The organism is Pontibacillus chungwhensis, assembly GCF_030166655.1.
Classification (GTDB): domain Bacteria; phylum Bacillota; class Bacilli; order Bacillales; family BH030062; genus Pontibacillus.
Map to the genome: position 1 here is coordinate 113,618 of NZ_CP126446.1, position 13,284 is coordinate 126,901.

Below are 13,284 nucleotides of genomic sequence, written 5' to 3' on the forward strand. Positions count from 1 at the left end.
AATCGGAAGGTGAGAGCCTTCCGATTTTTTTATAAGGTAACGTATTGAAGGCGAATTCTAATGTGTTTTTAGGTAAATACGTAATGATATTGTAAAAACATTGTAACTGATTCATTCATAATACGTATGAGATAATAAGGAGAGTAAAAGGCTCTTCTTAGTAAGTAAGGAGAGATCGTTGTGGCGAAGCAAAAGTCAAAGTTTGTATGTCAAGAGTGCGGTTATGAAACTGCTAAATGGATGGGGAAATGTCCAAGTTGTAACCAGTGGAACACACTAGTTGAAGAACGGGTAGCATCTAAATCAACTGGAAGGCATACATTTGTAACAAGTGATGCACAAACTAGCAAGAAACCAGAAAAAATTACAGCAATCGAAACCAAAGAAGAGCCTCGTATTAAAACAGACATGCCTGAGGTGAATCGTGTATTAGGTGGCGGGATTGTACCTGGCTCCCTAGTGTTAATTGGGGGTGACCCCGGTATTGGTAAATCGACATTGTTGTTACAAGTGTCATCTCAACTTGCTCATAAACAAGATGTGAGTGTTCTGTATATATCAGGTGAAGAATCGACGAGACAAACGAAATTAAGAGCGGATCGTCTTGGTGTTTTATCTGATGATCTGTATGTGTTGTCAGAAACGAATATGGTAGATGTTGCTCACCATATTGATCAAATTCAGCCTTCATTTGTCGTGATTGACTCGATTCAAACAATCTATAAAGAGGACGTTAACTCTGCTCCTGGTAGTGTAACGCAAGTTCGTGAGTGTACAAGTGAACTTATGCGGATAGCTAAAAATAATGGTATTCCAATCTTTATAGTTGGGCACGTTACGAAAGAGGGGTCAATTGCCGGGCCACGCTTACTCGAGCACATGGTGGATGCTGTGCTTTACTTTGAAGGAGAGCGTCATCATACCTTCCGTATATTACGCAGCGTAAAAAACCGTTTCGGGAGCACTCATGAGATGGGAATCTTTGAGATGAAGGAAGAAGGGCTGAAAGAAGTAGCGAATCCTTCAGAAATATTCCTAGAAGAACGGTCACAAGGGGCAGCAGGTTCCGTGGTTGTAGCCTCTATGGAAGGCACTCGACCTGTGCTCGTTGAAATCCAGTCCCTTATATCGCCGACAAGCTACGGGAATCCACGGCGTATGGCGACCGGATTAGACCATAACCGTGTTCCATTGTTAATGGCTGTTTTAGAAAAGCGTGTAGGGTTACTTTTACAGAACCAAGATGCTTATGTAAAAGTAGCAGGCGGTGTGAAATTAGATGAACCAGCCATTGACCTTGCCGTGGCAGTAAGCATCGCATCAAGCTTTCAGGATCGCCCCTCTAAGCCAGATGATGTCCTAGTTGGAGAAGTGGGGCTGACAGGAGAGATTCGCCGAGTTGCACGAATTGAGCAACGTGTGCAGGAAGCAGCGAAGTTAGGATTTAAACGCGCGATTGTCCCGAAGAAGAATCTGAGCGGTTGGACTCTCCCTGATGACATCGAGATAATAGGAGTTAATTCAGTTCAAGAAGCTTTAAAAGCTACGTTGGGAGGCGCTTAGATGGAATGGGTAGAAGGAAAAGAGTCCATGATAGGAGACATTCTAAAATTTGTAGCACCTGGTACACCATTACGAGAAGGCATTGATAATGTCCTGCGCGCTAACACTGGTGGACTGATTGTACTTGGATATAATGATAAAGTGCAGCAACTTGTAGATGGTGGTTTTCACATTCAATCATCCTTTACACCTGCACACCTGTATGAATTGGCGAAGATGGACGGGGCGCTCATTTTAAATGAAAAAGCCTCCGAGATTCTATTTGCTAATGCACAATTAATACCTGATCCTTCGATTTCTTCAACAGAAACTGGAATGCGACATCGAACGGCAGAGCGGGTTGCTAAACAGACAGGTGAATTAGTTATTGCGATTTCCCAAAGGCGTAATGTGATTACCCTATATAAAAGTAATTTGAAATATTCTCTAAAAGACATTGGGGTTATCTTAACAAAAGCTAATCAAGCGATGCAGACGTTAGAGAAGTATAAGAATGTATTGGATCAGGGGGTAACCAACCTTGGTGCTTTAGAGTTTGAAGAGATGGTTACATTCTCTGAAGTCCTACAAGTTATTCATCGAATAGAAATGGTTCTCCGCATAAAGAATGAAATTTTGGGGTATGTAAATGAATTAGGTACAGAAGGACGTTTAATTCAGCTCCAGTTAACAGAACTGGTATCGAATATCGAAAATGAAGCTCGATTATTATTAAAAGATTATAGTAAGTATGGCGACTATGAGCCTCATTACATTTTAAAAAAGCTTCAAGAGGTGGCCAACACAGAGCTTATGGAAGATGCTAAAATCTTAAAGCTTCTAGGGTATCCTTCATCTACCAAACCGGATGACCCTGTCATTCCAAGAGGATACAGGATCTTAGATAAGATCCCACGACTCCCGTTCTTAATCGTAGAATCCATGGTGGATGAGTTTGGTACGTTAAATGATGTGGTGAAAGCTTCTCCGAAAGAGCTAGTAAAAGTAGATGGAATAGGGGAAGTCAGAGCGGGGAAAATCAAAGAAGGTTTAAACCGTATCCAAGAACAATTATTTATTGACCGTCACATTTGATCACACAATTGACACATTTTCAAATGTTTGCTATCATACAACGTTTATTTAATTGACTATATTTGTAAGGTGTGATACCGTTTCGACTATATAAATGGATTTAATTCTTTCATTATAATTTATAGAAAACATGGTAATACTGCATGTTAGGAGGTGACCGTGGTGCTTAAGAAAGTGGTCCAATTATTTATTGTTATCGCAGGTGGTACCATAGGATTTTTGTTTATACCAGACTTAGTTGTGAGTCTGTCTGATGTCGGCGAAAAATCCTGGATGGCCAATGAGTACATCGGGATGGTGCTAGGAGCCATAATATTATTTTTATTAACATTTTGGTTTGTTGATTATATTGTCGATTTCTTTATGTGGGTAGAAGAAACACTAGTGAAAGTGCCTGTAGCAGATTTGTTATTCGGAAGTTTAGGGTTAATTGTAGGGTTGATTGTAGCCTTCTTAGTAAATATCCCCCTTCAGGAAAATCCTATAATGGTAGTATCACAGGTATTGCCGATTTTCCTAACTGTGATATTAGGATATTTAGGATTTCAGGTAGGTTTCAAGCGACGTGATGAATTCATCAATCTACTTTCATTAGCCAACAAAAAGGAAAAAGAGAAAGATCGCAAGAAGACTTCCGAAGATGACGATGACGAGGGAGATTTCGCACCAAAAACTAAGATATTAGATACAAGTGTTATTATTGATGGACGAATCGCAGATATTTGTCAGACTCATTTTCTAGAAGGAACCATCTTAATTCCGCAATTTGTGCTCGAAGAACTTCAGCATATTGCTGACTCTTCTGATGTATTGAAGCGGAACCGAGGACGCCGTGGTTTAGATGTTCTGAATCGGATGCAAAAAGAGTTACCAGTAAACGTAGAGATCTACGAGGGTGATATTGAAGACGTTCAGGAAGTTGATAGTAAACTTGTGAAGCTAGCAAAGCTTATTAATGGCATAGTGGTAACGAATGACTTTAACTTAAATAAAGTTTGTGAGTTTCAAAATGTTCAAGTACTCAATATTAATGATTTAGCAAATGCCGTTAAACCTGTGGTATTACCAGGAGAAGAATTGACGGTTCAGGTCATTAAAGACGGGAAAGAGCAAAACCAAGGAGTTGCTTATCTTGATGACGGCACGATGATTGTCGTTGAAGAAGGTAAGGATTATATTGGGCGTACGATTGAGGTGCTCGTAACAAGTGTGTTACAAACCTCTGCTGGTCGTATGATCTTTGCAAAGCCTAAACTACTTGAAAAAGCCCTATAAAAAGGGTATAAACAAAATAGAGTTAAGCAAAAGTGATAACAGCCATGTTATCGCTTTTGTTTTGTATAAATTTTTATCATACGTATAGGATGGGGTTTATGAGTTCGTATCAAGTTATCATACTAGCTGCCGGACAAGGCAAACGAATGAAGGCAGGCCGCAATAAGCAGTTCTTATCCATTGATGGAAAGCCGCTTCTCATTCATACTGTTGAAGCTTTTAATCACGATGATTTATGTGATAAGCGGATCTTAGTGATTAATCCAAATGAACGGTCAGAGATAGAAGAGTTATTACGAGAGTACGGATACGAGGACCTGGTTACACTTGTGGACGGTGGGAAAGAGCGACAGGACAGCGTCTTGGCTGGGCTAGAAGCAGTCTCTCGTCAAGATTCCATTGTTCTTATTCATGACGGGGCAAGACCTTTTGTGACGTATGAGTCCATTCAGAAGTTGGTCAAGGAAGCAGATCACCATGGAGCAGCCCTTTTGGCTGTGCCAGTAACGGACACCATTAAGCAGTATCAAGGCGGAGTACTTACAACGTTAAAGAGAGATGAACTCTGGGCTGCTCAAACTCCTCAAGCCTTTCAATATTCATTGATTATTGAAGCGCATCAAAAGGCTAAAAATGATCAGTACCTTGGGACAGACGATACGTCTCTAGTAGAACGAATCGGAGGACATATTGAAGTGGTTCAAGGGAGTTATGATAATATTAAGCTTACAACACCTGAAGATATTGAAAAAGCTGAAACGATCATTCATAAACGCTCTGCTAGCACAAGAACGAAGGAGGAAATGGATATGTTTCGTGTCGGACAAGGATTCGATGTTCATCAATTAGTAGATGGAAGACCTTGTATCATTGGTGGTGTAGAAATTCCATACGAAAAAGGATTGCTCGGTCATTCAGATGCTGATGTATTGTTACATACTGTAGCGGATGCATGCCTGGGGGCGATCGGTGAAGGGGATATTGGAAAGCATTTTCCCGATACAGATCCGGAATTCAAGGATGCAGATTCAATGAAGTTGCTTGAGCATGTATGGCAGATCGTTCAGGAGAGAGGATATGAGCTTGGGAATATTGATTGTACCATTATAGCTCAAGCTCCGAAGATGTCTCCTTATACGGCTTCTATGCAGGCAAATATTGCGCGCATACTAGGAGCGGAATCTTCACAAGTTAACGTTAAAGCTACAACGACGGAAAAATTAGGGTTTCCTGGACGTAAAGAAGGAATTGCTTCACAAGCCACGGTTTTACTTACACGCTCACAATCGCTATAATGAGCATGGTAATTAACAAATTTCGTTATCAAGCACGTGCTTGAGATGATAAAATGAAGGTAGACTATCATTCGGTAGAAAGAAGGGAAACTAATCATGACAAATGAAATTCGTGTGCGTTATGCGCCAAGCCCAACCGGTCATCTACATATCGGAAATGCGCGTACAGCACTTTTTAATTATTTATATGCACGCCATCTAGGTGGTAAATTTATTATTCGTATTGAAGATACGGATGAGAAGCGTAACGTAGCTGGTGGGGAACAAAGCCAGATGCAATACTTAAAATGGCTTGGGATCGACTGGGACGAGAGTGTTGATGTTGGCGGCGAGTATGGACCATACCGCCAAATGGAACGCCTTGACCTTTATCAAAAATATATTGATGAACTATTAGACCGTAATCTTGCGTATAAATGTTATATGACAGAAGAAGAATTAGAAGCAGAGCGTGAAGGGCAGCGTGAACGAGGAGAGGTTCCGATGTATTCGGGAGCTCACCGTGATCTGACAGAAGATCAAATAAAACAGTTCGAAGCAGAAGGTCGTCAACCTAGTATTCGTATTCGCGTACCTGAAGGTGTAACCTACAAGTGGAATGACCTTGTTCGCGGTGAAATCACATTTGATTCTAGTGATTTCGGTGATTGGGTTATTGCTAAGAAAAATGGAACACCAACGTATAATTTTGCTGTGGCTGTGGATGATTATCTTATGAAGATCACAGACGTTTTACGCGGTGAGGAGCACATTTCCAATACGCCAAAACAAATGATGGTGTACGATGCACTTGGTTGGGAAGCACCGCGCTTTGGCCACATGGCATTAATTCTAAATGAGCAACGCAAGAAGCTAAGTAAACGCGACGAGCATATCCTTCAGTTTATTGGTCAGTATGAACAACTTGGTTATCTGCCTGAGTCGTTATTTAACTTTATTACCCTTCTTGGCTGGTCTCCTGTTGGGGAAGAAGAGATCTTCACATCAGACCAATTAATTGAAATCTTTGATTCAAATCGCTTATCCTCTTCGCCGGCAGTGTTTGATCCTCAAAAGTTAAAATGGATCAACAATCAATACATTAAAGCGGCTGATCTAGATCGTGTTGTGGAGTTAGCTCTTCCTCACCTAGTTGAAGCAGGTCGCCTGCCAGAAGATATGAACGATGAACAGCGTACTTGGGCTCGTGAATTGATCGCTCTTTATCAAGAGCAACTCAATTATTCAGCTGAGATTGTTGAACTTACTGAATTATTCTTTAAAGAAGAAATTGATTATGATGAAGAAGCAATGGCTGTTCTTAAAGAGGAGCAAGTACCAGAGGTGCTAGAAACGTATAGTCAAAAGCTAGATGACTTAGAGGCCTTTGAACCTGATGCGATTAAAAAAGCCGTAAAAGCTGTCCAAAAAGAAACAGGGCACAAAGGAAAAAAACTATTCATGCCTATTCGTGTAGCGACTACTGGCCAGACTCATGGTCCAGAGTTACCAAATGCGATTCATTTGTTAGGGAAAGACACGGTTCAGAAACGACTAAAAAATGCCGTTGAGCAGCTTCAGGCATAGAAATTCACATTTTTCGTGAAATGTAATATAGTAGCATTAATAACCTAGAACGTTGAAGAGGAGAAGTAAAAGGGTCGCTTCTTTTAGCAGAGACAATCACCCCGGCTGAAAGTGGTTGAAGGAGCTCTTTTGAAATGCACCTCTGAGTCTCATGTTGAATTGTAGTAAATATGAGCGGTACTCTCCCGTTATGAGAGGCGAGTTGGAGATAATGTTGTATTATCTCAAACAGAGTGGAACCGCGCAAAAAGCGTCTCTGTGTTTTAAAGCACAGAGGCGCTTTTTTTCTGTCTCGCATAAAGGTTTGCCGTTTGTTCACCTTATGCTCATGATGAAGTATTGGAGGGATATGAATGGGGCTATTCCAGATGCTCAAGGAAGATGTTGATGTTGTATTTGATCAGGATCCGGCAGCCAGAAGTCGTTTCGAAGTCATTCTAACTTACTCAGGACTGCATGCAATATGGGGACATCGTCTTGCTCATGCCTGTTATATAAAGAAATTTTTCTTCTTAGCACGAGTGATTTCACAATTGAGTCGTTTTTTCACAGGGATTGAGATTCACCCAGGTGCCCAAATTGGCCGTCGCTTTTTCATTGATCACGGCATGGGCGTAGTCATTGGAGAAACGTGTGAAATCGGAGATAATGTGACCCTATTCCAAGGGGTTACATTAGGTGGTACCGGAAAAGAAAAAGGCAAGCGACACCCAACTCTTAAAGATCACGCCCTTGTCGCTACAGGAGCTAAAGTTCTTGGTTCCATCACCATCGGGGAAAACTCAAAAGTGGGAGCAGGTTCGGTGGTATTAAACGATGTACCTGATAATTCTACTGTGGTTGGTATACCAGGGACGATTGTAATTCGTGACGGGAAGAAAGTGCGAAAAGATTTAGATCACCATAAGATGCCTGACCCCGTGGCTGACCGATTTGAAAAGATGGATGAAGAAATTACCCGATTACAAAAACAAATAGAAGATATGAAACAAGGAGTGAAACATGATGGGGATTCAGATCTATAATACCCTTACACGTCAGAAAGAAGCGTTCAAACCGATTGAAGAAGGAAAGGTCAGCATGTATGTATGTGGCCCAACGGTTTACAATTACATTCATATTGGAAATGCGCGCCCTGCAATTGTGTTTGATACGGTCCGTAAGTATTTTCAGTACCAAAATTATGACGTTCAATACGTATTGAATTTCACGGATGTAGATGACAAGTTAATTAAAGCAGCCAATGAATTAGGCTCTGAAGTTCCTGAGATTGCAGAGCGATTTATCGAAGCGTATAAGGAAGATGTTGGGGCCTTTGGTGTGGAAGAAGCGGTTCATCATCCGCGTGTAACAGAGAATATGTCTGAAATTATTGAGTTTATCAACACGCTGGTTGAGAAAGGTCATGCTTATGAATCAGGTGGAGATGTTTATTTCCGAACTCGTTCCTTTGATTCTTACGGAAAACTTTCACAGCAATCAATAGATGAGCTTCGAACTGGAGCCCGTATTGAAGTGGGAGAGAAGAAGGAAGACCCGCTCGATTTCACACTTTGGAAGACAACGAAAGATGGCGAAATTGCTTGGGACAGTCCTTGGGGTGAAGGGCGACCTGGCTGGCATATTGAATGCTCGGCTATGGCGAAGAAATACCTTGGCGATACGATTGATATCCATGCAGGGGGACAGGACTTAACCTTCCCTCACCATGAAAATGAAATTGCTCAATCTGAAGCTTTAAACGAAAAGCAGTTTGCAAACTACTGGATGCATAATGGCTACATTAAGATTGAAAACGAAAAGATGTCCAAATCACTCGGGAATTTCGTTCTCGTTCATGACATTATCAAACACCATGACCCGCAAGTGATCCGCTTCTTTATGCTAAGCGTTCATTACCGTCATCCGATTAACTTTAGTGAGGCCCTTCTTGAAGGGGCAAAGAATAGCCTGGACCGGATTAAAAATGCTTATGAAAACCTTGAACACCGTAAACAATCCAGCACGGATCAAACAGATAACGATACGGAGTGGCTTGAGAAGACAGAAGGGTATAAAGAAACATTTATCAAGGAAATGGATGATGATTTCAATACGGCAAACGCCATTTCTGTTCTGTTTGACGTAACAAAGGATGCGAACGTTTACCTGCAATCATCCCATACTTCTGAAAAAGTGATTTCAGCCTTTCAGCATACACTCACTGAATTAGCGGGCGTATTAGGAATCCGTGTTGCTACAGAAGATGAACTTCTTGATGAAGAAATCGATGCTTTAATTCAAGAACGAATTGATGCCCGGAAGAATCGTGATTTCCAACGAGCGGATGAAATTCGAGACAATCTGAAAGAACAAGGGATCTTTTTAGAAGATACGCCTCAAGGAACCAGATGGAAGAGAGGTTAATATGAACCAGCAAGAAGTCGATGTAAGACAATTGAAAAGCTTAACCCTCGCCTATATGGGAGATGTCGTGTACGAACAATTTGTCAGGGAACATCTGATCAGGAGCGGAAGCGTTAAACCGCAGCAGCTGCACCAAGCTGCGGTGCGCTTCGTTTCTGCTAAATCCCAATCCGCTGTTATTCGTACCTGGCTCGATGGTGACTTATTGACAGAAGCGGAAGAAGCTGTTGTGAGAAGAGGGCGAAACGCCAAGGGTGGCTCCACGCCAAAGAATACAGATGTACAAACCTATCGATACAGCACAGCTTTTGAAGCTCTGTTAGGATATTTGTATTTCTTAAATCAGAATGACCGCTTGGTCGAATTAGTAACACTAGCTATACAACATGTAGAAGAAAGGAGCGCGACAACATGAAAGAAGAGTGGATTATTGGGAAGAATGCCGTGTCTGAGGCTCTTAAATCGGGCAGGTCCATTAATAAAGTCATGGTTTCCGATCAACTCCAACATAAAGCAACTCAGAACCTCCAAAAGATTGCTAAGGAGAACGGTGTTCAAGTTCAAAAAGTTCCAAAGAAGAAGCTTGATCAACTCGTAGATGGCAGCCATCAGGGGGTTATTGCTTCCGTTGCTGCATATGACTACAGCGAGCTAGATGACTTATTTGAACACGCCAGAAGAAAAGGAGAAGCTCCCTTTTTCTTAATTCTAGATGAAATAGAAGACCCCCATAACCTTGGTTCCATCCTTCGCACAGCCGATGCTTCAGGCGTACACGGAGTGATCATTCCTAAAAGAAGATCGGTAGGGTTAACCGCGACTGTAGCGAAAACGTCTACTGGAGCCATTGAATATATCCCTGTCGTTCGTGTAACCAATTTAGCTCGTACCATAGAAGATTTAAAGAAAGAACACGTGTGGGTGGTAGGTACAGACGCTAAAGGAGAAGAAGACTACCGTGAACTAAAAGGGGACATGCCTGTCGCGCTTGTCATTGGAAGTGAAGGAAAAGGCATTAGCCGTTTAGTAAAAGAAAAGTGCGATTGGTCCGTTCGTCTGCCAATGGTAGGTCACGTTACATCCCTTAATGCTTCCGTTTCCGCTAGTTTACTCATGTATGAAATCCACAGAAAACGCCACCCATTGGGTGAGTAATAATGGAAGTTCTCATTGTAGATGGATATAACATTATCGGGGCTTGGCCAGAGCTTCAATCTCTGAAAGATTATGATCTCGGCCAAGCCCGTGATCTATTAATTGAAAGAATGGCGGAATACCGAGCTTTTTCTAAGAACCGGGTTATCGTTGTATTTGATGCCTATTATGTACAGGGAATCGAGAAAAAACGAAAAAATTACGATGTAGAAATTGTGTTCACCAGAGAAAATGAAACAGCAGACGAACGGATAGAAAAGCTCGTTCAGGAAGTTAAAAATATTCGGACCCAAGTATATGTAGCAACATCGGATTACACAGAGCAGCGTACGATCTTTGCGCAAGGGGCTTTAAGGCTCTCAGCCAGAGAGCTCCACATCGAAATGAAAAATATAGAAAAAGAAATCCAAAACGAAGTGAAGTCTTACAATCAGGTTCAAAACAAGTCTAAAATACCGATAAAAAAGGAAGTATTAGATGTGTTTGAAAAGTGGCGCCGAGGTGAAAAGTAATGCCAGCTTATGTTGACGCTTTTGAAACGCTTACTGTATAATATTTCTATATATCGAGTGAAGTACGGTCGGGGGGAATCCTTACGTGATCATCGGACAAGTGGAGAAGGACATCAAGAATTTGGATTTTGAACAATTGTCAGACGAGGATGTCGTTGTTTTTGTGCATGAAGGAGATAGTCGAGCTTTAGAACATTTGATTAACAAGTATAAAAATTTTGTACGTGCTAAAGCCCGCACCTATTTTTTAATTGGCGCAGATCGAGAAGATATTGTGCAAGAAGGGATGATCGGGTTGTATAAAGCAATTCGTGATTACCAGGAGGACAAGCTTTCTTCGTTTAAAGCCTTCGCAGAACTTTGTGTAACTCGCCAAATTATTACTGCTATCAAAACTGCCACTAGACAGAAGCATATTCCGCTTAATTCTTATGTTTCTTTAGATAAGCCTATCTATGATGAAGAGTCCGATCGAACATTATTGGACGTAATTGCCGGTGCGAAAGCTTTAGATCCCGAGGAACTGATCATTAATCAAGAGCGATTTGGGGATATGGAGTATAAAATGTCAGAATTGTTAAGTGATTTAGAAAGAAAGGTTCTGAGTTTATACTTGGACGGGAGATCCTATCAGGAGATCTCGGTAGATTTAAACCGCCATGTGAAGTCTATCGATAACGCATTACAACGGGTGAAGCGAAAGCTTGAGCGGTACTTGGAAATCAGTGAAATTACGCTCTAGCGCTACGTTGACAGCCTTATAATCCCATGGTACATTAATGGAAGTGACTAAAACCCTGGAATGGGGCGGAGAAAAATGCGAAAAAAGGTAGTCTTAGCGTGTGTTGAATGTGCAAGTCGTAACTACTCAACCAATAAGAACTCGAGCATCAATTCAGAACGACTTGAAGCACGAAAGTATTGTAAGAATTGCGGCAAACACACCCTGCACCGGGAGACAAAATAACGAGGAAGCCTTACGGGTGAAAGTTTGGGGGTACTAGCATGTTCAAGTTTTTCAAAAACGTTTCTCGAGAAATGCAAAAAGTCAGTTGGCCTAAAGGGAAAGAACTTTCTAAATACACTGTAACGGTTATTTCTACCGTGGCTTTTGTTGCTGTCTTCTTTGCAGTAGTAGACTTAGGGATTTCGTGGATTCTTGAATTGATTACCGAATAAAGCACTTATGTTTATGTTATAATGTTATTAATACGTTTCTTGCTCAAAAAACCCGTTTAACGGGTTTTTTCATGTTGACCAAAAAACGAAACTTAATGATGAGGGAGGGAAGGGCAAACCGTTTGTCCTGAAACTATGGAAAAAAGATGGTATGTTGTACACACTTATTCTGGTTACGAGAATAAAGTGAAAACAAATTTAGAGAAACGTGTGGATTCTATGGGAATGGAAGATAAGATCTTCCGTGTAATTGTCCCTGAAGATGAAGAGACGGAAATTAAAAACGGTAAACGTAAGACCGTTAAAAAGAAAACTTTCCCTGGCTATGTGTTAGCGGAAATGGTTATGACGGATGATTCGTGGTATGTTGTACGCAACACACCAGGAGTAACAGGTTTCGTTGGATCTACTGGTTCAGGTTCGAAGCCTACCCCTCTCTTGGAAGAAGAAATGGAAACAGTTCTTAAGCGAATGGGTATGGATGAACCGCTCCAGGACATTGGCTTTGAAGTGAAAGAAAGTGTTCGAGTAACAGAAGGACCTTTCGCGAACTTCACTGGTTCTATTGAATCCATTGACTTGGACAAGCAAAAAGTAAAAGTCCATGTTAATATGTTCGGGCGCGAAACCCCGGTTGAGCTAGAGTTCTCTCAAATTGAAAAATTATAATGGGGACCCCCTTGCATTCTTTCTGGAAAAATGCTAGAATTTTTATGTTCTTTATGCCTCGAGAAAGAGGTTTTATGTGTATATGATTGAGTGGGAGGGGGATACCCCCTGTAACCACATCACGGACTTAAGGAGGTGTGTCTCGTGGCTAAAAAAGTTATTAAAGTTGTAAAACTACAGATTCCTGCAGGTAAAGCCAATCCGGCTCCGCCAGTTGGACCAGCACTAGGTCAAGCAGGTGTTAATATCATGGGTTTCTGTAAGGAATTTAACGCACGTACAGCAGATCAAGCTGGTATGATCATTCCGGTTGAAATTACGGTGTTTGAAGACCGTTCATTTACATTCGTCACTAAAACTCCGCCTGCTGCCGTTCTTCTTAAAGATGCGGCTGGCATTAAATCCGGATCAGGCGAACCAAACCGCAATAAAGTTGCAACAATTAAGCGCGACAAAGTACGCGAAATTGCTGAAACAAAAATGCCTGACCTAAATGCTGCTGACGTGGATGCAGCTATGCGCATGGTTGAAGGTACAGCGCGTAGTATGGGACTTGTTATCGAGGACTAATCCCACAGCGGCTCTGGATT

Annotated in this window: 15 protein-coding genes and 1 other annotated feature; all 15 genes read left to right on the top strand. The window is 41.5% G+C overall.

Annotation, left to right across the window (positions count from 1 at the left end):
- Positions 1 to 180: 180 nt before the first annotated feature.
- Positions 181 to 1,563 (top strand): DNA repair protein RadA, encoded by a 1,383-nt coding sequence (radA, locus tag QNI29_RS00595; protein ID WP_231419849.1) that lies wholly within the window; start codon positions 181 to 183, stop codon positions 1,561 to 1,563.
- A complete protein-coding gene (gene disA, locus QNI29_RS00600) occupies positions 1,564 to 2,637 on the top strand; it encodes a DNA integrity scanning diadenylate cyclase DisA (RefSeq protein ID WP_231419848.1) in 1,074 nt (357 codons plus the stop codon). It abuts the gene before it with no gap.
- A gap of 162 nt (positions 2,638 to 2,799) precedes the next feature.
- Entirely contained in the window at positions 2,800 to 3,912 is a 1,113-nt protein-coding gene (locus QNI29_RS00605) for a PIN/TRAM domain-containing protein (RefSeq protein ID WP_231419847.1), read from the top strand.
- A gap of 98 nt (positions 3,913 to 4,010) precedes the next feature.
- Complete coding sequence (locus QNI29_RS00610; protein ID WP_255688883.1) at positions 4,011 to 5,207, top strand: bifunctional 2-C-methyl-D-erythritol 4-phosphate cytidylyltransferase/2-C-methyl-D-erythritol 2,4-cyclodiphosphate synthase; 1,197 nt, start codon at positions 4,011 to 4,013, stop codon at positions 5,205 to 5,207.
- A gap of 96 nt (positions 5,208 to 5,303) precedes the next feature.
- Positions 5,304 to 6,773: a glutamate--tRNA ligase gene (gene gltX, locus QNI29_RS00615; RefSeq protein ID WP_231419846.1), complete on the top strand. Its 1,470-nt coding sequence runs from the start codon at positions 5,304 to 5,306 to the stop codon at positions 6,771 to 6,773.
- 43 nt (positions 6,774 to 6,816) lie between these two features.
- Positions 6,817 to 7,034 (top strand) — a binding site (T-box leader).
- Positions 7,035 to 7,126: 92 nt separating this feature from the next.
- Positions 7,127 to 7,798 carry a serine O-acetyltransferase gene (gene cysE, locus QNI29_RS00620; protein WP_231419845.1) on the top strand — a complete coding sequence of 224 codons (672 nt, stop codon included), beginning with the start codon at positions 7,127 to 7,129 and terminating at the stop codon, positions 7,796 to 7,798.
- Complete coding sequence (cysS, locus tag QNI29_RS00625; RefSeq protein WP_231419855.1) at positions 7,779 to 9,179, top strand: cysteine--tRNA ligase; 1,401 nt, start codon at positions 7,779 to 7,781, stop codon at positions 9,177 to 9,179. The genes cysE and cysS overlap by 20 nt, the downstream gene beginning before the upstream one ends.
- Before the next feature lies 1 nt (position 9,180).
- Positions 9,181 to 9,594, top strand: a complete 414-nt coding sequence (locus QNI29_RS00630) for a Mini-ribonuclease 3 (RefSeq protein ID WP_231419844.1) — start codon at positions 9,181 to 9,183, stop codon at positions 9,592 to 9,594.
- The gene (rlmB, locus tag QNI29_RS00635; RefSeq protein WP_231419843.1) at positions 9,591 to 10,334 is read left to right on the top strand and encodes a 23S rRNA (guanosine(2251)-2'-O)-methyltransferase RlmB; all 744 of its coding nucleotides are present in this window, start codon (positions 9,591 to 9,593) and stop codon (positions 10,332 to 10,334) included. The genes QNI29_RS00630 and rlmB overlap by 4 nt, the downstream gene beginning before the upstream one ends.
- 2 nt (positions 10,335 to 10,336) lie before the next feature.
- Complete coding sequence (locus tag QNI29_RS00640; RefSeq protein ID WP_231419842.1) at positions 10,337 to 10,846, top strand: NYN domain-containing protein; 510 nt, start codon at positions 10,337 to 10,339, stop codon at positions 10,844 to 10,846.
- An 85-nt stretch (positions 10,847 to 10,931) separates the two neighbouring features.
- Positions 10,932 to 11,588: an RNA polymerase sporulation sigma factor SigH gene (gene sigH / locus QNI29_RS00645; protein WP_231419841.1), complete on the top strand. Its 657-nt coding sequence runs from the start codon at positions 10,932 to 10,934 to the stop codon at positions 11,586 to 11,588.
- Positions 11,589 to 11,648: 60 nt separating this feature from the next.
- Positions 11,649 to 11,813 (top strand): 50S ribosomal protein L33, encoded by a 165-nt coding sequence (rpmG, locus tag QNI29_RS00650; protein ID WP_255688880.1) that lies wholly within the window; start codon positions 11,649 to 11,651, stop codon positions 11,811 to 11,813.
- 38 nt (positions 11,814 to 11,851) lie between these two features.
- Complete coding sequence (secE, locus tag QNI29_RS00655; protein ID WP_036787619.1) at positions 11,852 to 12,025, top strand: preprotein translocase subunit SecE; 174 nt, start codon at positions 11,852 to 11,854, stop codon at positions 12,023 to 12,025.
- Between the two features lie 135 nt (positions 12,026 to 12,160).
- Complete coding sequence (gene nusG, locus QNI29_RS00660) at positions 12,161 to 12,694, top strand: transcription termination/antitermination protein NusG (RefSeq protein WP_036787617.1); 534 nt, start codon at positions 12,161 to 12,163, stop codon at positions 12,692 to 12,694.
- Positions 12,695 to 12,838: 144 nt separating this feature from the next.
- Positions 12,839 to 13,264 (top strand): 50S ribosomal protein L11, encoded by a 426-nt coding sequence (rplK, locus tag QNI29_RS00665; RefSeq protein ID WP_036787615.1) that lies wholly within the window; start codon positions 12,839 to 12,841, stop codon positions 13,262 to 13,264.
- The last annotated feature ends 20 nt before the right edge of the window (positions 13,265 to 13,284 follow it).

Coding starts and splice junctions, on each gene's coding strand:
- disA (WP_231419848.1), top strand. CDS start 1,564: ATGGAATGGGTAGAAGGAAAAGAGTCCATGATAGGAGACATTCTAAAA.
- QNI29_RS00610 (WP_255688883.1), top strand. CDS start 4,011: ATGAGTTCGTATCAAGTTATCATACTAGCTGCCGGACAAGGCAAACGA.
- gltX (WP_231419846.1), top strand. CDS start 5,304: ATGACAAATGAAATTCGTGTGCGTTATGCGCCAAGCCCAACCGGTCAT.
- cysE (WP_231419845.1), top strand. CDS start 7,127: ATGGGGCTATTCCAGATGCTCAAGGAAGATGTTGATGTTGTATTTGAT.
- cysS (WP_231419855.1), top strand. CDS start 7,779: ATGGGGATTCAGATCTATAATACCCTTACACGTCAGAAAGAAGCGTTC.
- QNI29_RS00630 (WP_231419844.1), top strand. CDS start 9,181: ATGAACCAGCAAGAAGTCGATGTAAGACAATTGAAAAGCTTAACCCTC.
- rlmB (WP_231419843.1), top strand. CDS start 9,591: ATGAAAGAAGAGTGGATTATTGGGAAGAATGCCGTGTCTGAGGCTCTT.
- QNI29_RS00640 (WP_231419842.1), top strand. CDS start 10,337: ATGGAAGTTCTCATTGTAGATGGATATAACATTATCGGGGCTTGGCCA.
- rpmG (WP_255688880.1), top strand. CDS start 11,649: ATGGGGCGGAGAAAAATGCGAAAAAAGGTAGTCTTAGCGTGTGTTGAA.
- secE (WP_036787619.1), top strand. CDS start 11,852: ATGTTCAAGTTTTTCAAAAACGTTTCTCGAGAAATGCAAAAAGTCAGT.
- nusG (WP_036787617.1), top strand. CDS start 12,161: ATGGAAAAAAGATGGTATGTTGTACACACTTATTCTGGTTACGAGAAT.